The 25,521-nt window shown below is 59.9% G+C and carries 24 protein-coding genes; 10 read left to right on the forward strand and 14 right to left on the reverse strand.

Annotation, left to right across the window (positions count from 1 at the left end):
• Positions 1-10 precede the first annotated feature (10 nt).
• From rng to mreB, 5 genes are all read right to left on the reverse strand, one after another.
• Entirely contained in the window at positions 11-1,468 is a 1,458-nt protein-coding gene (rng, locus tag ACZ3HH_RS22040; RefSeq protein ID WP_465807632.1) for a ribonuclease G, read from the reverse strand.
• A gap of 57 nt (positions 1,469-1,525) precedes the next feature.
• Positions 1,526-2,122 carry a Maf family protein gene (locus ACZ3HH_RS22045; RefSeq protein ID WP_465807634.1) on the reverse strand — a complete coding sequence of 199 codons (597 nt, stop codon included), beginning with the start codon at positions 2,120-2,122 and terminating at the stop codon, positions 1,526-1,528.
• 87 nt (positions 2,123-2,209) lie between these two features.
• Positions 2,210-2,701: a rod shape-determining protein MreD gene (gene mreD, locus ACZ3HH_RS22050; protein ID WP_038978956.1), complete on the reverse strand. Its 492-nt coding sequence runs from the start codon at positions 2,699-2,701 to the stop codon at positions 2,210-2,212.
• Positions 2,701-3,846, reverse strand: coding sequence for a rod shape-determining protein MreC (gene mreC / locus ACZ3HH_RS22055; protein ID WP_465807871.1), 1,146 nt, complete (start codon positions 3,844-3,846; stop codon positions 2,701-2,703). Before mreC ends, mreD begins: the two co-directional genes overlap by 1 nt.
• Positions 3,847-3,989: 143 nt before the next feature.
• On the reverse strand, positions 3,990-5,027 hold the full coding sequence (gene mreB, locus ACZ3HH_RS22060) for a rod shape-determining protein MreB (protein ID WP_002555108.1): 1,038 nt from the start codon (positions 5,025-5,027) through the stop codon (positions 3,990-3,992).
• A gap of 210 nt (positions 5,028-5,237) precedes the next feature.
• Here mreB and gatC point away from each other — a divergent pair, with 210 nt between their 5' ends.
• The 6 genes from gatC (at position 5,238) to ACZ3HH_RS22090 (ending at position 10,491) form a co-directional block, all read left to right on the forward strand.
• Entirely contained in the window at positions 5,238-5,525 is a 288-nt protein-coding gene (gatC, locus tag ACZ3HH_RS22065) for an Asp-tRNA(Asn)/Glu-tRNA(Gln) amidotransferase subunit GatC (protein ID WP_007901429.1), read from the forward strand.
• A 16-nt stretch (positions 5,526-5,541) separates the two neighbouring features.
• Entirely contained in the window at positions 5,542-6,993 is a 1,452-nt protein-coding gene (gene gatA, locus ACZ3HH_RS22070) for an Asp-tRNA(Asn)/Glu-tRNA(Gln) amidotransferase subunit GatA (protein WP_465807668.1), read from the forward strand.
• A gap of 10 nt (positions 6,994-7,003) precedes the next feature.
• Entirely contained in the window at positions 7,004-8,449 is a 1,446-nt protein-coding gene (gene gatB, locus ACZ3HH_RS22075; RefSeq protein ID WP_008008595.1) for an Asp-tRNA(Asn)/Glu-tRNA(Gln) amidotransferase subunit GatB, read from the forward strand.
• Positions 8,450-8,627: 178 nt separating this feature from the next.
• Complete coding sequence (locus ACZ3HH_RS22080) at positions 8,628-9,002, forward strand: septal ring lytic transglycosylase RlpA family protein (RefSeq protein ID WP_123355900.1); 375 nt, start codon at positions 8,628-8,630, stop codon at positions 9,000-9,002.
• Between the two features lie 50 nt (positions 9,003-9,052).
• On the forward strand, positions 9,053-10,114 hold the full coding sequence (locus ACZ3HH_RS22085) for a calcium/sodium antiporter (RefSeq protein ID WP_465807671.1): 1,062 nt from the start codon (positions 9,053-9,055) through the stop codon (positions 10,112-10,114).
• Complete coding sequence (locus ACZ3HH_RS22090) at positions 10,111-10,491, forward strand: carboxymuconolactone decarboxylase family protein (RefSeq protein ID WP_460147941.1); 381 nt, start codon at positions 10,111-10,113, stop codon at positions 10,489-10,491. Before ACZ3HH_RS22085 ends, ACZ3HH_RS22090 begins: the two co-directional genes overlap by 4 nt.
• Before the next feature lie 155 nt (positions 10,492-10,646).
• Here the strand turns inward: ACZ3HH_RS22090 and ACZ3HH_RS22095 are convergent, their stop codons facing one another.
• The 5 genes from ACZ3HH_RS22095 to kdgD form a co-directional block, all read right to left on the reverse strand.
• Positions 10,647-11,588, reverse strand: coding sequence for an AEC family transporter (locus ACZ3HH_RS22095; protein ID WP_465807673.1), 942 nt, complete (start codon positions 11,586-11,588; stop codon positions 10,647-10,649).
• Between the two features lie 185 nt (positions 11,589-11,773).
• Positions 11,774-13,327 (reverse strand): galactarate dehydratase, encoded by a 1,554-nt coding sequence (garD, locus tag ACZ3HH_RS22100; protein ID WP_465807675.1) that lies wholly within the window; start codon positions 13,325-13,327, stop codon positions 11,774-11,776.
• A gap of 11 nt (positions 13,328-13,338) precedes the next feature.
• Positions 13,339-14,706 (reverse strand): MFS transporter, encoded by a 1,368-nt coding sequence (locus ACZ3HH_RS22105; RefSeq protein WP_465807678.1) that lies wholly within the window; start codon positions 14,704-14,706, stop codon positions 13,339-13,341.
• A gap of 167 nt (positions 14,707-14,873) precedes the next feature.
• Positions 14,874-16,319 carry an aldehyde dehydrogenase family protein gene (locus ACZ3HH_RS22110; RefSeq protein WP_465807680.1) on the reverse strand — a complete coding sequence of 482 codons (1,446 nt, stop codon included), beginning with the start codon at positions 16,317-16,319 and terminating at the stop codon, positions 14,874-14,876.
• Positions 16,320-16,391: 72 nt separating this feature from the next.
• Positions 16,392-17,303 (reverse strand): 5-dehydro-4-deoxyglucarate dehydratase, encoded by a 912-nt coding sequence (kdgD, locus tag ACZ3HH_RS22115; protein WP_048396583.1) that lies wholly within the window; start codon positions 17,301-17,303, stop codon positions 16,392-16,394.
• A 233-nt stretch (positions 17,304-17,536) separates the two neighbouring features.
• Between kdgD and ACZ3HH_RS22120 the strand changes: the two genes are divergently transcribed.
• The 3 genes from ACZ3HH_RS22120 to ACZ3HH_RS22130 all read left to right on the forward strand — a co-directional run bounded on the left by ACZ3HH_RS22120 (position 17,537) and on the right by ACZ3HH_RS22130 (position 19,597).
• Entirely contained in the window at positions 17,537-18,868 is a 1,332-nt protein-coding gene (locus ACZ3HH_RS22120; protein WP_465807682.1) for a phospholipase, read from the forward strand.
• Positions 18,869-18,882: 14 nt separating this feature from the next.
• Positions 18,883-19,074: a hypothetical protein gene (locus ACZ3HH_RS22125; RefSeq protein WP_465807684.1), complete on the forward strand. Its 192-nt coding sequence runs from the start codon at positions 18,883-18,885 to the stop codon at positions 19,072-19,074.
• A gap of 148 nt (positions 19,075-19,222) precedes the next feature.
• Positions 19,223-19,597 carry a hypothetical protein gene (locus ACZ3HH_RS22130; RefSeq protein WP_465807686.1) on the forward strand — a complete coding sequence of 125 codons (375 nt, stop codon included), beginning with the start codon at positions 19,223-19,225 and terminating at the stop codon, positions 19,595-19,597.
• 70 nt (positions 19,598-19,667) lie between these two features.
• On the opposite strand, the gene ACZ3HH_RS22135 is transcribed toward ACZ3HH_RS22130, so the two are convergent.
• From ACZ3HH_RS22135 to ACZ3HH_RS22150, 4 genes are all read right to left on the reverse strand, one after another.
• Complete coding sequence (locus tag ACZ3HH_RS22135; RefSeq protein WP_465807689.1) at positions 19,668-20,414, reverse strand: FadR/GntR family transcriptional regulator; 747 nt, start codon at positions 20,412-20,414, stop codon at positions 19,668-19,670.
• Between the two features lie 185 nt (positions 20,415-20,599).
• The gene (locus ACZ3HH_RS22140; RefSeq protein ID WP_465807691.1) at positions 20,600-22,327 is read right to left on the reverse strand and encodes an ABC transporter ATP-binding protein/permease; all 1,728 of its coding nucleotides are present in this window, start codon (positions 22,325-22,327) and stop codon (positions 20,600-20,602) included.
• Positions 22,328-22,423: 96 nt separating this feature from the next.
• Positions 22,424-22,984 carry a response regulator transcription factor gene (locus tag ACZ3HH_RS22145; protein WP_007901386.1) on the reverse strand — a complete coding sequence of 187 codons (561 nt, stop codon included), beginning with the start codon at positions 22,982-22,984 and terminating at the stop codon, positions 22,424-22,426.
• Positions 22,977-24,239, reverse strand: coding sequence for an ATP-binding protein (locus ACZ3HH_RS22150; protein ID WP_007901384.1), 1,263 nt, complete (start codon positions 24,237-24,239; stop codon positions 22,977-22,979). The genes ACZ3HH_RS22145 and ACZ3HH_RS22150 overlap by 8 nt, the downstream gene beginning before the upstream one ends.
• 386 nt (positions 24,240-24,625) lie before the next feature.
• On the opposite strand from ACZ3HH_RS22150, the gene ACZ3HH_RS22155 reads away from it, so the two are divergent.
• Positions 24,626-25,342 carry an SIMPL domain-containing protein gene (locus ACZ3HH_RS22155; protein ID WP_052965606.1) on the forward strand — a complete coding sequence of 239 codons (717 nt, stop codon included), beginning with the start codon at positions 24,626-24,628 and terminating at the stop codon, positions 25,340-25,342.
• Positions 25,343-25,521 lie beyond the last annotated feature (179 nt).

Raw genomic sequence — 25,521 nt, forward strand, 5'->3', positions numbered from 1 at the left:
ACACAGCGATTCAGAGCAACACCACGTCGTATTGTTCCTGGGAGTACATGGTTTCCACCTGGAACCGAATAGTGCGCCCGATAAAGCCTTCGAGCTCGGCGACGTTGCCCGACTCTTCGTCGAGCAAACGGTCGACCACTTTCTGATTCGCCAGCACCCGATAGCCTTCAGCCTGATAGGCCCGGGCCTCACGCAGGATTTCGCGGAAGATCTCGTAGCACACGGTTTCCGGAGTCTTGAGTTTGCCGCGCCCCTGGCAGCTGCTGCACGGTTCGCACAGCACTTGCTCAAGACTTTCGCGGGTGCGCTTGCGGGTCATCTGCACCAGGCCCAACTCGGTGATGCCGATGATGTTGGTCTTGGCGTGATCGCGTTCCAGTTGCTTCTCGAGCGTGCGCAATACCTGACGCTGATGCTCTTCATCTTCCATGTCGATGAAGTCGATGATGATGATCCCGCCCAGGTTACGCAGGCGCAGCTGACGGGCAATGGCGGTGGCGGCTTCGAGGTTGGTCTTGAAGATGGTCTCTTCGAGGTTGCGATGACCGACAAAGGCCCCGGTATTGACGTCGATGGTGCTCATGGCTTCCGCCGGATCGACCACCAGATAGCCGCCGGACTTGAGCGGCACCTTGCGTTCCAGGGCTTTCTGGATTTCGTCTTCGACGCCATACAGGTCGAAGATCGGCCGTTCGCCAGGGTAGTGCTCCAGACGGTCGGCGATTTCCGGCATCAGTTCGGCGACGAATTGCGTGGTTTTCTGGAAGGTCTCCCGGGAGTCGATGCGGATCTTCTCGATCTTCGGGCTCACCAGATCGCGCAAGGTGCGCAGCGCCAGGCCGAGGTCTTCGTAGATCACACTCGGCGCATTGATGGTTTTGATCTGGGCGTTGATCTGGTCCCAGAGCCTGCGCAGGTAGCGGATGTCCATGAGGATTTCATCGGCCCCGGCCCCTTCGGCTGCGGTACGCAAAATAAAACCGCCGGCTTCCTTGATGCCTTCTTTGGCCACGCAGTCGGTGACCACTTGCTTGAGGCGTTCGCGCTCGGCTTCGTCCTCGATTTTAAGGGAAATGCCGACATGGGCGGTGCGCGGCATGTACACCAGATAGCGCGAAGGAATCGACAGTTGCGTCGTCAGACGTGCACCTTTGGAGCCGATCGGGTCCTTGGTGACTTGCACTACCAGGCTCTGACCTTCATGAACCAGCGTGCTGATGCTCTCCACCGCAGGGCCTTCGCGCAGGGAAATTTCCGAGGCATGAATAAATGCGGCGCGGTCCAGACCGATATCGACGAAGGCCGCCTGCATGCCCGGCAATACCCGCACAACCTTGCCTTTATAGATATTACCGACGATCCCGCGCTTTTGCGTACGCTCTACATGGACCTCTTGCAGGACACCGTTTTCAACCACCGCCACGCGCGATTCCATCGGCGTGATGTTGATCAGGATCTCTTCACTCATGGCAGGGTCTCGTTCAGGCATGTTCACGATAATGGCCGCATCTTGTCAGTACGACGCTCAACGCGCGTTAAAGGTTTGCCAACAGGGTATGCCGAAATGGCCGAGTAGCTCGCAGGTTTCGCACAGAGGCAATCCGACCACCGCCGAATAACTGCCGTTGAGCCCGGCGACGAACACCGCGCCCAGCCCTTGAATCCCATAACCGCCAGCCTTGTCCCGGGGTTCGCCGCTGGCCCAGTAGGCCGCCGCTTCGTCGCGGTCGATGGTGCGAAAACGCACCAGGCTGCGCACTACCAAAGACTCGCAGCGCTCGCCATCGCGCACCGCAATCGCCGTCAGCACTTCATGTTCGCGCCCTGACAACAGCATAAGCATGGCGCATGCGTCGGCTTCGTCCACCGGCTTGCCGAGAATTTTCCCGTCCAGTACCACAGCGGTGTCAGCGCCCAGCACGCAGAAATCCGCGTCGGACACGACCGTCCCGTGCCCGGCTTCAGCCTTGCCGCGCGCCAGACGCTCGACATAGGCCGATGGGGATTCTTCAGGTAAAGGGGTTTCATCGATGTCCGCGCTGATGACGGAGAACGACACGCCGATCTGCGTGAGCAGTTCACGCCGACGCGGCGAGCCTGAGGCGAGGTACAACTGCTTCATCGAGACATCTCCCTAGTGCCCTGTCTCACAAATACTGTTCCTTTTTGGCGAGACAGGGCACCAGGTGCGGGCACATGCCTGACCGAATTAATTGATTTTGTAGCGTCGACGCAAACCGCGCAAACCGTAGCTGATCCATGGCCAGAGCAACGCGCTGACCAGTGCCGGCAACACCAGCGCCAGGGTCGGCTGACGATTGCCGGTCAGGGCGCTCAGCCACAACTGAACCAGTTGGGCGAGGCCGAAGATCACCAGGATCACCAGGCTCTGTTGCCACATCGGGAACATGCGCAGGCGCTGTTGCAGCGATAGCACCAGGAACGTAATGAGCGTAAGGATCAACGCGTTCTGGCCCAGCAACGTGCCATACAGCACGTCTTCGGCCAGCCCCAGGCACCAGGCGGTCACCATGCCGACTTTCTGCGGCAGGGCCAACGCCCAGAAGGCCAACAGCAAGGCCAGCCACAGAGGACGCAGGATTTCCATGAATTGCGGCAACGGCGAAACGCTGAGCAGCATGCCAATGGCAAAGGTCAGCCAGACCATCCAGCCGTTTCGGGAGGAAGTTGCACCGCCCATTATTCTCTTCCCCCAGTGGTGGCCGGCGCGGAGACAGGCGGTTTGGCAGCAGGCTTCACGGCTGCGGGTTGGGCTGCCGGAGGTTTGGCGGCTGGAGCCGATGCGGGTGGCTTGCTGGCAGCATGGGCAGCGGCAGGTTTTGCCGGGGTCGCTGCAGCAGGTGCGACAACAGGTGCAGCCGCCGGACCGGCCGGAGCAGCGACAGTAGCCGGTATCACCGACACGGTCGGTTTCGGCACGGTCGCTGGAATGATCGGCCCTCCGCCGTGCTGGTCCAGAGCTTCCTGAGCCTGGGCGGCTTCGTTGGCGCGCTCCTCGGCTGTGCGACCGTCACTGAACACCAACAGCAGATAACGGCTGCGATTCAACGCGGCGGTCGGCACCGCACGGACGATGGCGAACGGCTGACCGGAATCGTGAATCACTTCCTTGACCGTCGCCACCGGGTAACCCGCCGGGAAACGCTGGCCGAGGCCGGAGCTGACCAGCAGATCGCCTTCTTTAATGTCGGCGGTATCGGCCACATGACGCAGCTCAAGGCGTTCCGGGTTCCCGGTGCCGCTGGCAATCGCCCGCAGACCGTTACGGTTCACCTGCACCGGAATGCTGTGGGTGGTGTCAGTCAGCAACAGTACGCGGGAGGTGTACGGCATCAACTCCACCACTTGCCCCATCAGCCCCCGTGCATCGAGCACCGGCTGACCAAGGATCACACCGTCGCGCTCACCTTTATTGATGATGATGCGATGGGTAAAGGGGTTGGGGTCCATGCCGATCAATTCGGCCACTTCGACCTTCTCGTTGACCAGCGCGGAAGAGTTGAGCAACTCGCGCAGCCGAACGTTCTGCTCGGTGAGGGCGGCCAGCTTTTGCATGCGCCCCTGCAACAGCAGGTTTTCGGTTTTGAGTTTTTCGTTTTCGGCGACCAGCTCGGTCCGGCTGCCGAATTGGCTGGCCACACCTTGCCATAGCCGCTGCGGCAGGTCTGTGATCCAGTAAGACTGCATCAGCACCAGCGACATTTGGCTACGCACTGGCTTGAGCAGTGTGAAGCGGGCATCGACCACCATCAGCGCGACCGATAGCACGGCCAGCACCAACAAGCGCACGCCCAGTGAGGGGCCTTTGGTGAAAAGCGGTTTAATAAGCCGCTCCTCCCAGGCAAATGTTCTCTTTATTCATACGGCATCAAACCGGCCTGGATGCAGACTGACAGAAGATAAACGCCAACAGGCAGCACTGCAAAGTGCTGCCTGCGCGCTCAACAGCATAGAGGCGATCCGGCGACTTATTCGCTGGAAAGCAGATCCATGGTGTGTTTATCCATCATTTCCAATGCACGGCCACCGCCACGAGCAACGCAGGTCAGCGGGTCTTCGGCGACGATCACCGGCAGACCGGTTTCCTGGGCCAGCAACTTGTCGAGGTCGCGCAGCAAGGCGCCACCACCGGTCAGTACCAGACCACGTTCGGCGATATCCGACGCCAGCTCCGGAGGCGATTGCTCCAGCGCACTTTTCACAGCCTGAACGATGGTGGCCAGGGACTCTTGCAGAGCTTCCAGCACTTCATTGGAGTTCAGGGTGAATGCGCGTGGAACGCCTTCGGCCAGGTTACGGCCACGAACGTCGACTTCACGAACTTCGCCGCCCGGGTAGGCCGTACCGATTTCCTGTTTGATGCGCTCGGCGGTGGATTCGCCGATCAGGCTGCCGTAGTTGCGACGCACGTAGGTGATGATCGCTTCGTCGAAGCGGTCGCCGCCAACCCGTACGGATTCGGCATAAACCACACCGTTAAGGGAGATCAGCGCGATTTCAGTGGTACCGCCACCGATATCGACAACCATCGAACCGCGAGCTTCTTCTACCGGCAGGCCAGCACCGATCGCAGCAGCCATCGGCTCTTCGATCAGGAACACTTCACGGGCACCGGCACCAAGGGCCGATTCACGGATGGCACGACGCTCAACCTGGGTCGATTTGCATGGAACGCAGATCAGCACACGAGGGCTAGGCTGCAGAAAGCTGTTTTCGTGAACCTTGTTGATAAAGTACTGCAGCATTTTTTCGCAGACGCTGAAGTCGGCGATCACACCGTCCTTCATCGGACGAATGGCAGCAATGTTGCCCGGCGTACGGCCGAGCATACGCTTGGCCTCGGTGCCGACAGCAACGACACTTTTCTGGTTACCGTGTGTCCGAATAGCCACAACGGAGGGCTCATTCAGGACGATACCGCGCTCGCGCACGTAAATAAGGGTGTTGGCAGTGCCCAGGTCAATGGAAAGATCGCTGGAAAACATGCCACGCAGTTTCTTGAACATGGGAAAGGGACCCTAGGCAACGCGTGGGTAAAAAAGTGCGGCAAACTCTAACAACGACAGGGATTTTGGGCAAGGCGCCAATATGTTAAATTGGCCGCTTTTCTGTGCACCAAGCACCACAATCGCGGCCCTGAGACCGTAGATATGCGGTAGTGTTCCGACAATCTAACACACGGACGCGGTCCGTTTTGTTTTCCACTGGAGAATCCCATGGCGCTTGAACGCTCCGACGTGGAAAAAATCGCTCATTTGGCCTGCCTTGGCCTCAATGATGCCGATCTTCCACACATCACTTCGGCCCTGAACAGCATTCTCGGGCTGGTCGACGAAATGCAAGCGGTCAATACCGACGGTATCGAGCCGCTGGCCCACCCATTGGAAGCCAGCCAGCGCCTGCGTGCAGACGTCGTGACCGAAACCAATCATCGCGAGGCCTATCAGTCCATCGCACCAGCGGTCGAAAACGGCCTGTATCTGGTTCCGAAAGTCATCGACTAAAGGGAAAGAGCCTGCAATGCATCAATTGACTCTGGCCGAGATCGCCCGCGGACTCGCCGATAAAAAGTTTTCTTCCGAAGAGCTGACCAAAGTCCTGCTGGCGCGCATCGCCCAGCTCGACCCGCAGCTCAACAGTTTCATCAGCCTCACCGAAGACCTGGCGCTCCAGCAGGCGAAAGCCGCTGACGCTCGTCGGGCCAACGGTGAGAGCGGCGCCCTGCTCGGCGCGCCGATCGCCCACAAAGACCTGTTCTGCACCCAGGGCATCCGCACCAGCTGCGGCTCGAAGATGCTCGACAACTTTAAAGCACCGTACGACGCCACCGTGGTCGCCAAACTGGCTGCGGCCGGGGCCGTGACCCTGGGCAAGACCAACATGGACGAATTCGCCATGGGGTCGGCCAACGAGTCGAGCTACTACGGCGCGGTGAAAAACCCATGGAACCTGGAACACGTTCCGGGTGGCTCGTCTGGCGGTTCGGCGGCTGCGGTAGCCGCTCGTCTGTTGCCTGCGGCGACGGGCACCGACACCGGCGGTTCGATTCGTCAGCCCGCTGCGTTGACCAACCTCACCGGCCTGAAACCGACGTACGGTCGCGTTTCGCGCTGGGGCATGATCGCTTACGCGTCCAGCCTCGATCAGGGCGGCCCATTGGCCCGTACCGCCGAAGACTGCGCGATCCTGCTGCAAGGCATGGCCGGTTTCGACCCGCAGGACTCCACCAGCATCGACGAGCCCGTGCCTGATTACAGCGCCGGCCTTAACGGTTCGCTGCAAGGCCTGCGCATCGGTGTGCCGAAGGAATACTTCAGCGCCGGCCTCGACCCGCGCATTGCCGACCTGATCATGGCCAGCGTTGAAGAGCTGAAAAAGCTCGGCGCCGTGGTCAAGGAAATCAGCCTGCCGAACATGCAGCACGCAATCCCTGCGTACTACGTGATCGCCCCGGCGGAAGCGTCTTCCAACCTGTCGCGTTTCGACGGCGTGCGTTTCGGCTATCGCTGCGAAGACCCGAAAAACCTGGAAGACCTGTACAAGCGTTCCCGTGGCGAAGGTTTCGGAGCGGAAGTGCAGCGCCGGATCATGGTCGGTGCTTACGCGCTGTCGGCCGGTTACTACGACGCCTACTACCTGAAGGCGCAGAAAATCCGTCGCCTGATCAAGAACGACTTCATGGCGGCCTTCAATGAGGTCGACATCATCCTCGGCCCAACCACGCCGAACCCGGCCTGGAAGCTCGGCGCCAAGAACAGCGACCCGGTCGCTGCGTACCTGGAAGACGTCTACACCATCACCGCCAACCTCGCCGGTCTGCCGGGCTTGTCCATGCCTGCAGGTTTTGTCGATGGCCTGCCGGTCGGCGTGCAGTTGCTCGCCCCGTATTTCCAGGAAGGCCGCCTGTTGAACGTTGCCCATCAGTATCAGCTCAACACTGACTGGCACACCCGCACCCCAACCGGCTTCTGAGGAGAAACACATGCAATGGGAAGTCGTGATCGGGCTGGAGATTCATACCCAGCTCACCACCCGGTCGAAAATCTTTTCCGGTAGTTCCACCACCTTCGGTTCCGAGCCGAACACCCAGGCCAGCCTGGTTGACCTGGGCATGCCCGGCGTATTGCCGGTGCTGAACCAGGAAGCGGTGCGCATGGCGGTGATGTTCGGTCTGGCCATCGATGCCGAAATCGGCCAGCACAACGTGTTCGCCCGTAAAAACTATTTCTACCCGGACCTGCCCAAGGGCTACCAGATCAGCCAGATGGAATTGCCGATCGTCGGCAAGGGCCACCTGGACATCGCCATGGAAGACGGCACGATCAAGCGTGTCGGCGTGACCCGTGCGCACCTGGAAGAAGACGCCGGCAAAAGCCTGCACGAAGAGTTCAACGGTGCCACCGGCATCGACCTGAACCGTGCCGGTACGCCGCTGCTGGAAATCGTTTCCGAGCCGGACATGCGCAGCGCCAAGGAAGCCGTGGCCTACGTCAAGACTATCCACGCGCTGGTGCGTTACCTCGGCATCTGTGACGGCAACATGGCCGAAGGCTCGCTGCGTTGCGACTGCAACGTGTCGATCCGCCCAAAGGGCCAGGTTGAATTCGGTACACGCTGCGAGATCAAGAACGTCAACTCGTTCCGCTTCATCGAGAAGGCGATCAACAGCGAAGTGCAACGTCAGATCGAGCTGATCGAAGACGGCGGCAAGGTGATCCAGCAGACCCGTCTGTACGATCCGAACAAGGACGAAACCCGTCCGATGCGCAGCAAAGAGGAAGCCAACGACTACCGTTACTTCCCCGATCCGGACCTGCTGCCGGTGGTCATCGAGGACTCGTTCCTCGACGATGTGCGCGCCACCCTGCCGGAACTGCCACCGCAGAAACGCGAGCGTTTCCAGGAACAGTTCGGTCTGTCGGTCTACGACGCCAGCGTCCTGGCCACCAGCCGCGAGCAAGCCGATTACTTCGAGAAAGTCGTGAGCATCGGCGGCGACGCCAAGCTGGCGGCCAACTGGGTGATGGTTGAACTGGGCAGCCTGTTGAACAAACAAGGCCTGGACATCGACCAGTCGCCGGTTTCGGCCGAGCAGTTGGGCGGCATGCTGTTGCGCATCAAGGACAACACCATCTCCGGCAAGATCGCCAAAGTGGTGTTTGAAGCGATGGCCAACGGCGAAGGCAGCGCAGACGAGATCATCGACAAGCGCGGCCTCAAGCAAGTGACCGACACCGGCGCGATCTCGGCAGTGCTGGACGAGATGCTCGCGGCCAACGCCGAGCAGGTCGAACAATACCGCGCGGCAGACGAAGCCAAACGCGGCAAGATGTTCGGCTTCTTCGTCGGCCAGGCCATGAAAGCCTCCAAAGGCAAGGCCAACCCGCAACAGGTCAACGAACTGCTTAAAAGCAAGCTCGAAGGCTGATGAGAATGGAGCCAGATTTAAAGCCTGGCTCCATTCCCTGTGGGAGCGGCGGTGCGGCGATCCGACTTGCTCGCGAAAGCGGTTCGGCACTCAACACAAGGTTGACTGTCAGAATGCATTCACGAGCAAGTCGGATCGTCGCACCGCCGCTCTCACATTTGTTTCCGGGATATCTTTTATGAAACGCCTGCTCAGTGCCTGCGCCCTGCTCTCTCTGCTGGCCGGTTGTGCCAGTACGGATACCATCGATCCACACGGCTACGACAAGACCGGCGTAGCTTCGTATTACGGCGCCAAACACCATGGCAAACGCACCGCCAGCGGCGAGCGTTTCAACCAGCACGGCCTGACTGCCGCCCATCGCCAGTTGCCGTTCGGCACCCGGGTGAAGATTACCAACCTGAATAACGACAGGTCCTGCGTGGTGCGCGTCAACGACCGCGGGCCATACTCTCGTGGGCGCCTTATCGACGTGTCACGTGAAGCGGCCGAACAGTTGGGCATGCTGCGCAGTGGCACCGCGAAGGTTCGCGTGCAAGCCCTCGACGACTGATAGACGGAGCGCTGACTATTTTCGGACTTGCCGATTTACCCCTGATCAGCGTGATTGAATTGTTCAGCGGTCTGTTTTTACTGATCGCCGGTGCCGAACTGATGGTGCGCGCCGCCGTGCGCCTGGCCGCGCGACTGCATGTGCGGCCGCTGATTATCGGCCTGACCATTGTGGCCCTCGGCAGCAGCGCACCGCAGATGGCGGTCAGCCTGCAAGCCACCCTGGCGCAAAACGCCGACATCGCCGTCGGCAGCGTGATCGGCAGCAGCATCTTCAACATCCTCGTCACCCTCGGGCTCTCGGCGCTGATTATTCCGCTGCGGGTTTCGCGGCAATTGGTGCGCCTGGATATCCCACTGATGATCGGCGCCAGCCTGTTGGTGTTCGTACTGGCGTGGAACGAAGAGCTGAACCGGACAGACGGCATTATTCTGCTGGGCGCACTTATGCTGTACCTGGGCTTGCTGCTGCGCCAGTCGCGACACTCGGCCCGTCCGCCATCGGGGGTTCATGAAGCGCCACAGGCGCCGTGGGTCAGCAGCCTGCTGATGATTATTGCCGGGCTGGCGATGCTGATATTCGCCGGGCACTTGCTGCTTGGTGCCGCAGTAGCGGTCGCGACCGACCTGGGGTTGTCGGAGCGGATCATCGGCCTGACCATCGTCGCCGTCAGCACATCCTTGCCGGAGCTGGCCACGTCGTTGATCGCCGCGTTGCGCGGTCAGCGGGACATCGCGGTGGGCAACGTGATCGGTAGCAACCTGCTCAACCTCTTGGGCGTGCTCGGGCTCACTGCATTGATCGCGCCGTCGCCGCTGTCGGTCTCGCCGAACGCTCTGGATTTCGACCTGCCGGTGATGCTCGGTGTCGCGGTGCTGTGCCTGCCGGTGTTCTATTCCGGCTACCGGGTGACTCGCGCCGAAGGCCTGCTGTTTTTGGGTTTGTACCTGGCCTATGGGCTGCACGTGGTGTCGTTCACCACCGGCATGCCGCTGGCCGGCAAGCTTGAATACCTGATGCTGTTTTTCGTCCTGCCGGCGCTGGTGGCGTTTTTGCTGTTCACCTCGCTGCGCGCCTGGCGTCGCCAACACCACAAGAGGGAATTGCCATGAGCACTGATAAAAAGCCTGGGGTTGAAGTCCGTCGCCAAGTGATGGGCGACGCCTTCGTCGACCGCGCCTTGGGCAACGCCACCGAGTTCACCCAACCGTTGCAGGACTTCGTCAATGAACACGCTTGGGGCGGTGTGTGGAACCGTGAAGGTCTGCCGCTGAAAACCCGCAGCCTGATCACCCTCGCCGCGCTGACCGCATTGAAGTGCCCGCAAGAATTGAAAGGTCACGTGCGCGGTGCGCTGAACAACGGCTGCACCGTGGACGAAATTCGCGAGGCGCTGCTGCATTGCGCGGTGTATGCCGGCGTGCCGGCGGCGATCGATGCGTTTCGGGCGGCGCAGGAAGTGATTGATAGCTACCAGAAGCCGGAGTAAGTCGCTGGATTTTCGCCGTCAGTGACATCGCCATCGCGGGCAAGCCCGCTCCCACAGGGATCTGCCTTGTTGCATAAATTGCATAAGCACTGAAGACCTTTGTGGGAGCGGGCTTGCCCGCGATGAGGCCCTGAAGAACACCGCAAAACCTTCGGTTAAATCCACCCACCCCACTGCAACAAAAAGATCCCGATGTTGGTGGTGACCGCCGCCATCAGCGTGGTAATCACGATGATCGCTGCCGCCAGTTCATGATTGCCATTGGCCTGCCGAGCCATGACGAAACTGGCGGCGGCGGTCGGGCTGCCGAAGTACAGAAACAGAATCCCCAACTCCGCCCCGCGAAAACCCCAGAGCCAGGCACCGAGTGTCGCCAGCACCGGCAGGCCGATCATCTTCACCAGGCTTGAACTCAGCGCCATCGTCCCGCTTTTGCGCATCGCCGCCAGCGACAACGTGCCACCGATGCAGATCAGGGCCAACGGCAAAGTGGTTTGTGCCAGGTACTGGCCGGACTTTTCCAGCCACCCCGGTAAACCGATTTCGAAATAGGCAAATGGCGCCGCCGCAAACACGCTGATGATCAACGGATTGACCATCACGCTTTTGCAGATGCTCCACGGGTCAGACTTGATCACCGGGCTGTAGACCGCCAGCACGATGGTCGAAAGCGTGTTGTAGAACAGGATCACCAACGCCGCGAGAATGGCCCCGAGGGAAATCCCGTAGTCGCCGTACATGCTCGCCGCCAGGGCCAGGCCGATAACGCCGTTGTTGCCGCGAAACGCGCCTTGGGTGTAGATGCCCCGGTCTTCCCGCGGGCATTTCCAGATCGCCCAGCCCCAGGCAATCGCAAAGCACATCAGGGTCGCGACCGAGAAGTAGATCAGCAACGCCGGTTGCAGCGCGGCATGCAGGTCGGCGTGCAAGATGCCCAGAAACAGCAACGCCGGCATGGTGACGTTGAACACCAGGGCCGATGCGGTATGAATGAAGTTGTCGTTGATCCAGTCGATGCGCTTGAGCAGCGCCCCCAGAAACAGCATGGCAAACACCGGCGCGGTGATGTTCAGGGTTTCGAGGAAGATAGCCAGCATGCCGGGGGAACCTTGGGTGGGCGTCGTTAGGGGGCTAATGATAAGCCACCAAGTCCCCTGCCGTCTGGTAGATCGCCATCGCGGGCAAGCCCGCTCCCACAGGTTTCAGTGTTGTTAATCAAATTTGGTGAACACCGAAGATCACTGTGGGAGCGGGCTTGCCCGCGATGAACGATAACGCGGTATCAGGTTATCGGCGCCGGGTTGAACAAGGTGATGTCGTTGTGCAGCTTATGCCGCTCCGCCCACGTCTGTTTCTTGCCGCTGGCCACGTCCAGGTAGTAGTGGAACAACTCCCAGCCAAGGTCTTCAATCGACGCCCGCCCGGTGGCAATCCGCCCGGCATCGATATCAATCAAATCCGGCCAGCGTTGCGCCAGTTCTGTGCGGGTCGACACCTTCACCACCGGTGCCATCGCCAACCCATAAGGCGTGCCCCGCCCGGTGGTGAACACATGCAGGTTCATCCCCGCCGCCAACTGCAACGTCCCGCAGACAAAATCACTGGCCGGGGTCGCGCAGAAAATCAGCCCTTTGCGCTTGAATCGCTCGCCAGGACCGAGCACCCCGTTGATCGCGCTGCTGCCGGATTTGACGATCGAGCCCAGGGACTTCTCGACAATGTTCGACAACCCGCCCTTCTTGTTCCCCGGCGTGGTGTTGGCACTGCGATCCGCTTCGCCCTTGGCCAGGTAACGGTCGTACCAGTCCATTTCCCGCACCAGTTCCTGAGCCACTTCCTCGGTTTCGGCGCGGGACGTGAGCAGGTAAATCGCATCACGCACTTCGGTGACTTCGGAAAACATCACCGTCGCACCGGCCCGCAGCAACAGGTCTGAGGCATAGCCGAGCGCCGGATTGGCAGTGATGCCAGAGAACGCATCGCTGCCGCCGCACTGCATGCCGAGGATCAGCTCGGACGCCGGCACGGTTTCCCGACGACGCAGATCGAGCTTCTTCAAACGAGTCTCGGCCAGCGCCATGATCTGCTCGATCATCTCGGTAAAACCGTGACTGGAATCCTGCAAGCGATACAGCCACGGCTCGCTGAGATCGACCGAACTGTCGTTCTCGTGCATCACTTGCCCGGCCTGCAATTTCTCGCAGCCCAGGCTGATCACCAGCGCTTCGCCACCCAGGTTCGGGTTGCGCGCCAGATTGCGCACGGTGCGAATCGGGATGTACGCGTCGGTGGCGGTGATCGCCACGCCGCAGCCGTAACTGTGGGTCAGCGCCACCACGTCATCGACGTTCGGGTACTTGGGCAGCAACTCGTCCTTGATGCGCTTCACCGCGTGATCCAGTACCCCGGTGACGCATTGCACAGTGGTCGTGATGCCGAGAATGTTGCGCGTGCCGACGGTGCCGTCGGCGTTGCGATAACCCTCGAAGGTGAAGCCTTCCAGCGGTGCCTGCGCGGCCGGCACTTCGGTGGACAGCGGCAGGCTGTCCAGCGGTGGCGCGGTCGGCATGCGCAGTTGATCTTCCTTGACCCAGCTGCCGCGAGGGATCGGCTGCAACGCATACCCAATGGTCTGGCCGTAACGAATCACCTGGCCACCCTCGGGAATGTCCTCGAGAGTGACTTTGTGGCTCTGCGGCACGAAATCCACGGTGACCAGGCCATCGGGGAATTCAGTGCCGGCCGGCACGCCCTGATCGTTGACAACGATCACCACATTGTCCCGCTCGTGCAGGCGGATGTAGCGCGGCGAGTCAGAATGTTCAATCAACTGCATGACGCCGCTCCTCAGGAATGCGCTTCAGATAACTTATTGCTGGCTTCAGGACCGCTGACTGGCGGCTCTTTGAGCACCACACGTTTGATCGGGCCAACGATCACCAGATAGCTGAAGACCGCCACCAGCGCGTTGCAACCGACGAACACCAGCGCCCATTTGAACGAACCGGTGGAACTGATGATGTAACCGATAACGATCGGCGTGGTGATCGACGCGATGTTGCCGAAGGTGTTGAACAGGCCACCGCTGAGACCGGCGATCTGTTTCGGAGAAGTATCGGACACCACCGCCCAGCCCAACGCACCGACGCCTTTGCCGAAGAAAGCCAAGGCCATGAAGCCGACGACCATCCATTCCACGTCCACATAGTTGCAAGCCACGATGCTACTGGAAACCAGCAGGCCAGCGATGATCGGCGCCTTGCGGGCGAAGGTCAGCGAATGGCCTTTACGCAGCAGATAATCGGAAATCACCCCGCCAAGCACACCACCGATAAACCCGCAGATCGCCGGCAGCGAGGCTATGAACCCGGCCTTGAGGATGGTCATGCCGCGCTCCTGCACCAGGTACACCGGGAACCAGGTCAGGAAGAAGTAGGTGATGCCGTTGATGCAGTACTGGCCCAGATACACGCCAAGCATCATGCGGTTGGTCAGCAGCTGGCGGATGTAGTCCCACTTCGGACCGTCGCCCTTTTTGCCTTTGCCTTTGTCCGAGTCCATGTCGACCATGCCGCCGTTGTCGGCGATGTGCTTGAACTCGGCGTCGTTGATCATCGGGTGTTGACGCGGGCTGTGGATAACCTTCAGCCAGATCCCCGAGAAGATGATGCCGATCACCCCCATGACGATGAACACGTGCTGCCAACCGAAGCTGTAGACGATCCAGCCCATCAGCGGTGCAAACAACACGGTGGCAAAGTATTGCGCCGAGTTGAAGATCGCCGACGCTGTACCGCGTTCAGCGGTCGGAAACCAGGCCGCCACGATGCGTGCGTTGCCGGGGAAGGATGGCGCTTCGGCCAGGCCCACCAAAAAGCGCAGCATGAATAGCGCAACCACCGCCGTGGACATGCCGAACTCACCGACATAACCCTGCAGCACGGTGAACAGCGACCAGGTGAAGATGCTCAGCGCATAGACTTTTTTCGAACCGAAACGGTCCAGCAGCCAGCCACCGGGAATTTGCCCGGCCACATAGGCCCAACCGAATGCGGAGAAGATGTATCCGAGGGTGACCGCGTCGATGCCGAGGTCTTTTTGCAGGCTGGAGCCGGCGATTGCGATGGTGGCTCGGTCGGCGTAGTTGATCGTGGTCACCAGAAACAGCATGAGCAGGATCAAATAGCGGACGTGAGTCGGCTTGGTCGATTGCATTGTAGAGGTACTCCCACTGATTATTTTTATGCGGGTAATAACAATTTCTTTGTCGTATCTGGCTTTTGTGGGAGCCGGGCTTGCCCGCGATGCAGGCACCGCGCAGAGTCAGTCTCAACGCGGTGATGCTATCGCAGGCTAACCAGCTCCCACAGGTACTGCGTGTATCAGGAACCGATGTAGGCAGTCTTCACGACCGTGTAAAACTCTTGCGCATAGCGACCTTGCTCACGTGATCCATAGGATGAACCTTTACGCCCACCAAACGGAACGTGGTAATCCACACCGGCGGTCGGCAGGTTGACCATCACCATCCCGGCCTGGGAGTGGCGCTTGAAGTGGTTGGCGTACTTCAGCGACGTGGTAGCGATGCCCGCCGACAGACCGAACTCGGTGTCGTTGGCCATTTCCAGCGCTGCCTCGTAATCGGCGACGCGAACGATGTTGGCCACCGGGCCGAAGATCTCTTCGCGGCTAATGCGCATCGCAGCGTCGCTGTCGGCAAACAGCGTCGGCGCGAGGAAGTAGCCTTCGGTGTCGCACGTCACCAGACCACCGCCGCTGACCAGACGTGCACCTTCGGACTGGCCGATGTCGATGTACTTCATGTCCTGTTCAAGCTGAGCCTGCGAGACGACCGGACCGATATCGGTACCGGTTTTCAGCGCGTGGCCGACCTTGATCGACTTCATGCGCTCGGCCATGGCTTCGACGAATTTGTCGTGAATCCCGGCGGTGACGATGAAGCGGCTCGACGCGGTGCAACGCTGGCCAGTGGAGTAGAACGCGCTCTGTACCGACAGCTCGACCGCTTGTTTGAGGTCGGCGTCATCCAGAATGATCTGCGGATTCTTGCCGCCCATTTCCAGCTGAACCTTGGCCTGACGCGACACGCAGCTGACAGCGATCTGGCGACCCACGCCCACGGAACCGGTGAAGCTGATGCCGTCCACTTTCGGGCTCTGCACCAGCGCATCGCCAACCACGCGACCGCTGCCCATCACCAGGTTGAACACGCCGGCCGGGAAGCCTGCGCGGGAGATGATTTCGGCCAGCGCCCAGGCACAACCCGGCACCAGATCGGCCGGCTTCAGCACGACGCAGTTGCCGTAAGCCAGAGCCGGAGCGATTTTCCACGAAGGGATCGCTATCGGGAAATTCCACGGGGTGATCAGGCCGACCACACCCAACGCTTCGCGGGTGACTTCGACGTTGACGCCCGGACGCACCGACGGCAAATAGTCGCCGGACAGGCGCAGGCATTCACCGGCGAAGAATTTGAAGATGTTGCCAGCGCGAGTCACTTCGCCGATGGCTTCAGGCAGAGTCTTGCCCTCTTCCCGGGCCAGCAAAGTGCCGAGCTCTTCGCGACGAGCGAGGATTTCAGTACCGACTTTATCCAGTGAATCGTGACGAGCCTGAATGCCCGAAGTGGACCAGGCCGGGAACGCGGCGCGAGCGGCGTCGATGGCGGCGTGGACCTGAGCCAGGTCAGCCTTGGCGTAATCGCCGATGGTATCGGTCAGCTCGGACGGGTTGATGTTGGCGCAGTAATCACTGCCCGCCACCCATTCGCCATTGATGTAGTTATCGAAACGCTTTGAATCAGCCACGGGCTGCTCCTTTAAAAGAAGTCCTCACGCAAAAAGCCGCTGATTGCTCGGCGGCCCTGGTTTCATCGAGTGTTATTGCGCACCTTGCTTGTCGATCAGCGCGGCGAGCATTTCGTACTCTTCGCCCGTCAGATCGGTCAGCGGCGCACGCACAGGACCTGCGTCATAGCCGGCAATTTTCGCCCCGGCCTTGACGATGCTCACCGCGTAACCGGCCTTGCGGTTACGGATGTCCAGGTACGGCAGGAAGAAGTCGTCGATGATCTTGCCGACGGTGGCGTGATCTTCACGAGCAATGGCGTGGTAGAAATCCATCGCGGTTTTCGGGATGAAGTTGAACACCGCCGAGGAGTAAACCGGCACGCCTAGCGCCTTGTAAGCCGCGGCGTAGACTTCAGCGGTCGGCAAACCGCCCAGGTAGCTGAAGCGATCACCGAGGCGGCGACGGATCGACACCATCAGCTCGATATCGCCCAGGCCATCCTTGTAACCGATCAGGTTCGGGCAGCGCTCGGCCAGACGTTCCAGCAACGGAGCGGTCAGGCGGCAGACGTTGCGGTTGTAAACCACCACGCCGATTTTTACCGATTTGCATACCGCTTCAACGTGGTCGGCAACGCCGTCCTGGCTGGCTTCGGTCAGGTAGTGCGGCAGCAGCAACAGGCCTTTGGCGCCCAGACGCTCGGCTTCCTGAGCGTATTCGATGGCTTGACGAGTCGAACCGCCGACACCGGCCAGGATCGGCACGCTGGTGGCGCAGGTGTCGACGGCAGTCTTGATGATTTCCGAATATTCGCTGGCCGCCAGAGAGAAGAACTCACCGGTGCCGCCGGCGGCGAACAATGCCGAGGCGCCGTATGGGGCCAGCCATTCGAGACGTTTGATATAGCCCGCGCGATGGAAATCGCCTTGAGCATTGAAGTCGGTGACCGGGAACGACAGCAGACCGGAAGAGAGGATGGACTTCAGTTCTTGTGGATTCATTATTCGAACACCCTGGGAGCAACGTTGTGTGAGAAAACCGTTCAGCCTTCGCCGAAGTTGTAGGTCATCGTACAACTTAAAATACAACCGTCAACTGCATTTCATCGCGAGCCGCAAAATTTGCGTCGGAAAAGTAATTCCTTGACGTAGGAAAGTTCTCAACTATGATTCAGACAGCTGTATATATATACAGTTAAATTTGATTCTACCTACGACATATCAAGGAGCTAGAAATGTCAGGTCTACACGCACAACCGAAGGAAAATTCCCGACAGGTCATTGCCGATCTGGATGATCTTTTTACTGAGCACGGCATCGCCCTTTCTGGCGATGTCGACACGCTTAAACTCACCGCCGGCAGCCCTCACGGCCTCAAACATCAACGCCGGGGCCCGCTGCCGACGCCACCGAAAAAATCGCTGCAAGGCGCGCCCCAGTTGAGGTTTGAGGGTGCAGAACATACCGCGATCGGCGACAGCACCCTGCTGCGCTTCGTCAAGGATGCGCCTGCGCTGCCGGCCTCGCAGGTGGAGTTGCACCTGCCCAATGGCCTGGCATTGACCTATGGACAAGTGATTGCACTGGGAGGGGATTTCTATGGAATTCCCGATCAACCGATCTGCGAAGGCGTAACAGCGGCGGACCGAATCCAGCGCTTTACCAACGCCTTCAACTCCCTGGCGGTACTGCCGGCCTCAAACGCCGAGGCTAAGTTGATCCTCGGCGTCATGCAGAAGGAAATCGCCGCCATCAATCAAGCGATCAGGGACGGTAAACAACCTCACGAAGCTTATGACGCCCTCGGTGATACGTTGTCGGAAGAGTGGAACAAGATCACCGGCGGCGGCAGTTTCGTCTCGGCGCTGTTCCCTTTGGGGCGTTATCTGAAGCTGGCCGCCAACAATGCCGACCACTTTGCCGAATGGGCACTTCTGGCCTACATCGCCGGCCACGCCGCCGCGCTGCAACAAGCGGTGCTGGCCCACAACAGCGGCGATGAAAAGCAGTTGGAGCTGGCCTATGCGATGAACGCTTTTGCCGATCACTACCTGACCGACCTGTATTCCGCTGGCCATTTACGGGTGCCACGCAAACAGTTGGCGGCGGTGGTCACGCCCAGTGATCTCGGTTCGTTGATTACCCGCTTCATGCACGATGAAGACAGCAAGTTCGGTCTCAATGTGAGCAATGGCAACGGCGATCGCTGGCACGCCTACGGCGACAAGCGCTACTTCGACGCCATCGACAGCGCCAATCGCGCCCAGGTCAATCAAGCGGTTCAGGTGTCTGCGGATGAAGTGTTCGCGGCGTACCTCAGCGGCACTACTCCATCGGCCGGCAGCTTTGCTGCGCTGAAAAGGCTGCCCGACCTGCAAGCCGTACTGAACCCGGCAGGCAATTTCTCGCCACTGTTCAAAGTCGAGGGCAACAAAGTATTGCGGCGCAAGGACGTCAACAACCTCAACGACACCGCCACCGTTGACGACTGGTGGGGCTGGAGTACCTATCTGCTGCTCAAGGACTACCAACCAACCGGCGTGCTGAATTCAGCGGCCAATGCCTGATAAGGAGATCACTGATGACTATCAAATTGAAACTGGAACTGGCTTCGGGCCAATCGCTGAAAGGTGCGCCGCTGGAGTTGCTGTCCAAAGGCTTGCCGATTGCCCGGGCGGTTGTGGATGAGCGCGGGAACGTAGTGTTCAACACAAGGTTTGGGGCCGTTGAGCTGGCCGTGAGGGTGGATCGTTCGATTTTGAGGACTGGCTGAAGTAGTGGCGCTCTATCGCGAGATGCGAGCGCCACGGTCTCTGAAATACTTGGTCAAAATCGCGCTCAGCACGCCATGAATGAGCCACGTACAGTGTGACCACGGCCATGAATGGATTGTGGCAGACTTCGCACGGAGAGCGATCATCATGACTTTTTCTATCCCGGTTCTTCCCCAGCTCTCGTCTCACGAGCCCGACAAAGCAATCGTAAAACTGTCGAACCTGGGTGATTCCTTGATAGTCCGCGTCCCGGATCCGAACGATATTCCGCCAAATTGGGATGTCTATCCAATCCTTGGCGCGGATCCGGAAGAACCAGATTGGGAGGGCCTCGCAGAGCCTACCGGTGTCTGGAATGACGCCAGCGACGATATGGTAAAACTGACGGGAATTGAACTGCTAATACCGAAAGCAGAGCTGGCAAAGTACCAGAACACAGAAATTGAACTGCGTTACAAATTTGCGGATGAGTCTAGTCTGGAACCGTATTCGGAGCCCCTGAGACTGTACGTCAAAGCTTGACCCCTTTTCGCGTCTGACCGTTTACCGGTCAGGCGCGTTTTAGTATTGATCGTTCATCGATAAGACGTAATCAGCGTTGCGCCTGCGCCTCTTCATGGGCCTGGCGCAGCCTTTCGCGGCTGTTGGTCAGATGCAGACGCATCGCCGCCCGCGCCGCATCGGAATCCTGGCGGGCAATTGCGTCATAAATCTCTTCATGCTCGCGACTCAGTCGACTCATGTAGTGCTGTTGATCATCATGGGCCAGGCGCGCGGAATTCAGGCGCGTGCGCGGAATGATGCTGGTACCCAGGTGGGTCATGATGTCGGTGAAGTAGCGGTTGCCGGTGGACAACGCGATTTGCAGGTGGAACTGGAAATCTGACGCCACGGCATCGCTGGCGTGGGCGGCACTCTCGTTGAGGGCATCCAGCGCTTCACGCATCGCGGCCAGCTGCTCAGGACTGCGACGTTGCGCGGCAAGGCCGGCGGATTCCACTTCCAGGCTGATGCGCAATTCCAGAATCGCCAATACGTCGCGCAAGGTCACCACGGTGGCCGGGTCGATACGGAAACCGCTCGGGCTCGGCGTGTCGAGCACGAAGGTGCCGATGCCGTGACGGGTTTCAACCTGCCCGGCGGCCTGCAAACGGGAAATCGCTTCGCGCACCACGGTGCGGCTGACGCCATGGGCATCCATGATCGCCGACTCGGTGGGCAATTTGTCGCCACGTTTGAGATGACCGTCGCGGATCTGCTCGGACAGCACCGTCACCAGTTCCTGAGCGAGGCTGCGGCGCTTGCGAGGGAGGCGAGGTGCGTCGATCGGGTTTTCCATGGTGAACGTCTGTCTCGAAAATTCGGCTGAATCCGCATCATAGCTCAACGCGGTTGTACGATCACCGTCAGAAAACACTGGCCCCTGTGGAGCGAGCCTGCTCGCGATGGCCTCGACTCGGTTCGTCTGAAAAACCGCGTTATCGTTCATCGCGAGCAGGCTCGCTCCCACAGGGTTAGTGGTGTTCAGGCAGTCACGGTTTGGTCCACCAGATGCCCATTCTCGATGCGCACATGCCGTGGATGGAAACGCTTCAGGCTGCTGCGATGCCCGACGCTGACGATGCTCAGCCCCGGCAACTCATCGATCAATGCCTGATACAGCGACGCTTCATCTTCTTCGTCCATCGCCGAAGTGGCTTCGTCCATGTACAGCCATTGGGGCGCATAAAGCAGCGCACGGGCGAAGGCCAGACGTTGTTGCTCACCCGGTGAGAGCATGCGCTGCCAGTGATTGGCTTCATCCAGACGCGAAACCAGGTGCGGCAAACGGCAGGTTTCCAGCACATGGACGTAGCGCTCATGCGGGTAGGTGTCGCCAGGCTGTGGATAACTCAGCGCCTCGCGCAGGGTGCCAATCGGCAGATAGGGTTTTTGCGGCAGGAACAGATAACGCCCCGCTGGCAGACGGATGCTGCCGTGGCCGGCCGGCCAAAGGTGCCCCATCGCCCGCAGCAAAGTCGATTTGCCGCTGCCGGAACGACCGCTGAGCATGACGCGCTCGCCCTCCTCCACGGTCATGTCGGCGTTGGTCAGCAAGTGACGACCATCAGCGAGATCGAGGCCCAGGTTATGCACCTTCAACGCCGAGCCCTGATTCTGCACGTCGATGGCCGGTGCGCGTTCTTCGTTGTCGGTCATGGCCTGACGGAAACTCAGCAGACGATCACTCGTGGCGCGCCATGCCGCCAGATCCGTATACGCGTTGATGAACCAGCTGAAGTTCTCCTGTACGTTGCCGAAGGCCGAGTTGATTTGCATCAGCTCACCGAGTTCGATCTTGCCGGTGAAGTAACGCGGCGCCGCAACGATGAACGGGAAAATGATCGCGATCTGGCCATACCCCGAGGTGAAGAAAGTCAGGCGTTTGGACACGCGCATGATGTCCCAGAAGTTGTGCCAGACCAGCCCGAAGCGGTTGCTCAAGCGCCGGTTTTCGTTCGGCTCGCCGTTGTACAACGCGATGCTTTCGGCGTTTTCGCGCACCCGCACCATAGAGAAACGCAGGTCGGCCTCAAAGCGCTGCTGGTTGTTGTTCAGGCCGATCAACCGTTTGCCGATCAGGTGCGTCAGCCAACTGCCGACCATCGCATACACCAGCGCGCACCAGAACATGTAACCGGGAATGGTGAAACCGAGCACCTCGATACTGCCCGAGACGCCCCACAAAATGATCGAGAACGACACCAGGCTCACCACGGTGCGGATCAGCCCGATACTGAGGCTCAGGGTCGTAGTGGTAAACGTGTTGAGGTCTTCGGAAATCCGCTGGTCCGGGTTATCGGTGTAGCCGCCCTGCTCCAGCTGGTAGTAGTTCTTGTGCCCGAGCCAACGGGCGAAGTGCTTTTCGGTAAGCCACGCCCGCCAGCGGATGGTCAGCATCTGGGTCAGGTACTGACGATACACTGCGCCAAGGATCGCCACCGCCGCGATGCCGCAGAAATACAGAATCAACTGCCAGAACGCCGCTTCGTCCTTCTTCTGCAGGGCGTTGTAGAAATCCTTGTACCAACTGTTGAGCCACACTGAAATCGCCACGCTGAACAATGACAGCGCGATCACTGCGATCAGTAACGTCCAGGCCTTGCCCTTCTCTTCGCTGCGCCAGTAAGGCGTGGTCATCGCCCAGACTTTGCGAAAAAACTGCCCGCGCACAGCATCGTTGACCGCGGAATATTCAGCGTTCTGATTCATGGATAAGGCTCGATAAAGAAAAGAACACACACGAGCCGATCATAAATGATCGACCCGGCTTGTAACGAGGTGTGACAACAATTGTTCAGCGCCAGTTCAGCGACGGACCGGGCGCTTCTGCAGTTTGCGCTGCAGCGTGCGGCGGTGCATGCCCAAGGCGCGGGCAGTAGCGGAGATGTTGCCTTCGTGCTCGGTCAGTACGCGCTGGATGTGCTCCCACTGGAGACGGTCCACAGACATCGGGTTTTCCGGCACCAGCGTATCGAGGTCGGCGTGCTCAGAGAGCAATGCGGCCAGCACGTCATCGGCGTCCGCCGGTTTGCACAGGTAATTGCAGGCACCGCGCTTGATCGCCTCGACGGCGGTGGCAATGCTCGAGTAACCGGTGAGGATCACCACGCGCATTTCCGGGTCGAGTTCGAGCAGTTTGGGCAGCAACACCAGGCCCGAGTCGCCGTCCATTTTCAGATCAAGGGCGGCGTAATCCGGGATGTCGGCCTGGGCGATGGTCAGGCCTTCTTCGGCGGAACCTGCTGTGCTGACGCGAAAACCGCGGCGGGCCATGGCACGGGCCATCACGCGGGTGAAGGTCGCGTCATCGTCTACCAGCAGCAAATGCGGCAGTTCTTCGCCTTCGACTTGGATCTCGTCACTCATGTTCGTCTCCTCGGGCGACACGGGGCAGGCGCAGCTCGGTGAGCGTGCCGCCTTCCTCATGACTGTAGAGTTTCACTGAGCCGCCGGCGCGTGTCACGCTGGCCTTGCTCAAAAACAGGCCCAGGCCGAAACCTTTGCCCTTGGTGGTAAAAAATGGTTTGCCAATCTGCTCGGCAATGGCCAGTGGCACACCGGCGCCATGGTCGCGAATGCTGATGGTCAAATCCTCGGCATTCCAGTCCAGGGTCACTTGCAAGCCTTCGGGGCATGCATCGGCGGCGTTGTTCAGCAAATTTAGCAGGGCTTGGGTCAGATCCGGCGGCGGCGCCATGCGCGGCACGGTCCCCTGGCCCAGGCGCTGGAAGCGATAACTGGCTTCCGGGCGCATCAGGTGCCAGCGGTTCAGGGCTTCGTCGAGCCAGTCGGTGACGTCTTGCATCTCCACCGCCAAGCGACGATTGGCTTCCGCCGCCCGAACCAACTGCTGCAAGGTTTCTTTGCAGAGTTTGACCTGATCCTGCAGCACGCTCAAATCGTCCTGCAACAACGGGTCGGGGTGGTCCTGACGCATTTCCTTGAGCAATACGCTCATGGTCGCCAGCGGCGTGCCCAGTTCATGGGCGGCGCCGGCAGCCTGGGTTGCGACGGCCAGCAATTGCTGATCGCGCAGGCCTTCTTCGCGACGAATGGCGCGCAGCTCTTCCTGACGACGCAGCTCTTCGGCCATGCGGGCAGCAAAGAACGTGATGACCGCTGCGGCCAGGGCGAAGCTCAGCCACATGCCGTAAATCTGCAAGTTCTCCCGAGCGATCGGGAACGTTTCCAGCGGATAAAACCGCGCCAGCAGCAACGTATAAAGCGCCAACGCGATACCCGACAGAATCACCGAGTAGCGCCATGGCAGCGTCACGGCGGCAATGGTCAGCGGCACCAGGTAATAAGAGACGAACGGATTGGTCGAGCCGCCGGAGAAGTACAGCAAGGCACTGTGGATAAACAGGTCGCAGGCCAGTTGCACAGCGTATTCGAGCTCGGTCACCGGCCACGACGTGCGCAGACGAATCGCGGTCAGCGCGCAGAGCACCATGGAAAAACCGAGGGTGATCGCCAGTTGCAGCCAGGGTAATGGCAACAGGTCGAACCAGTAGGCCAGGCCTACGGAGCCGGCCTGAGCGGCCAGCACCAACGTGCGGATGAACGTGAGCCGCCAGAGGTTCTGGCGAGTGGCGGAAGTGATTTGAACGGGGGCGAGCATGAGCTCTCCTGATGAGCGCTCCAGGCGGATCGCACGGAGTATAACCAAGCACGGGGGCTGGCAGGCAAAAGTGCGGCAAACGGCCACAGTTACTACACGTGGATTTACCTTCAGCGATGAGTTCCCCTGTGGCGAGGGAGCTTGCTCCCGCTGGACTGCGAAGCAGGCCCCCACCATTCGACCGGGTGAAACTGACAAACCGTGCATACCGATTTTACGACTGCTTCGCAGCCGAGCGGGAGCAAGCTCCCTCGCCACAAAAGCTCTGACATCACTTGAGACTGTATAGAAGTTGTAACTGGGCGAACCGGACCATTGAAGCTAGAGTCTGATGGTTTCACGCAGGTTCGGACCTTAACCCCTGCGCATCGTCCAAGGAGCTTTTCATGCACACATTGCGCCGCAGCGCCGCCCTTCTTGCCTTAAGCGTTGGCACCGTCGCCAGCCTCCCGGCCCTGGCCGTCGACGAACTGCATTACAACCAGATATCCCTGCGCGCCGAAGTCAGCCAGGAAGTGGCCCGCGACCTGATGATCGTGACCCTCTACACCGAAGAGCAAAACACCGACCCGGCCAAACTCGCCGCCGACGTCAGCACCACCATGAACAAAGCACTGGCCCAGGCTAAAGAAGTCAAAGACATCACCCTGCGCCAGGGCAGCCGCAACAGCTACCCGATCTACGACACCAAAGGCCAGAAAATCACCGGCTGGCGTGAACGCGCCGAACTGCGTCTGGAAAGCTCGGACTTCGCCGCCCTGTCCAAACTCACCGGCGAACTGCTCACCGACCTGAAAATGGGCGGCATGGACTTCGCCATCGCCACCCCAACCCGCAAGGCCAGCGAAGACGCCCTGCTCAAAGAAGCCGTGACCGCCTTCAAGTCCCGCGCCCAACTGGCCACCGACGCCCTGGGCGGCAAGAGCTACAAAATCGTCAACCTGAACCTCAACAGCAACGGTTATCCACAACCGTACATGCGCGGGCCGATGATGATGAAAGCTGCCGGCATGGACTCCGCGCCGGTGACGCCCGAGGTTGAAGCGGGCACCAGCCAGGTCAGCATGACGGCGGATGGGGCGATTGAAGTATTGATGCAGTGATTCAATAACCCGTACAAAAAACGGCGATCACCGAAGTGATCGCCGTTTTTTTTGTGCCGGAAGAATCTGGTTGTGATAGTCAGTCCTGTGGTGAAAGCACGGCCGCCATCGCAGGCAAGCCAGCTCCCACAAGGTCATGCGCCATTTCAAGATCTATGCAGAGCCTGTGGGAGCTGGCT

Source organism: Pseudomonas sp. PME37.24/025 (genome assembly GCF_055556615.1).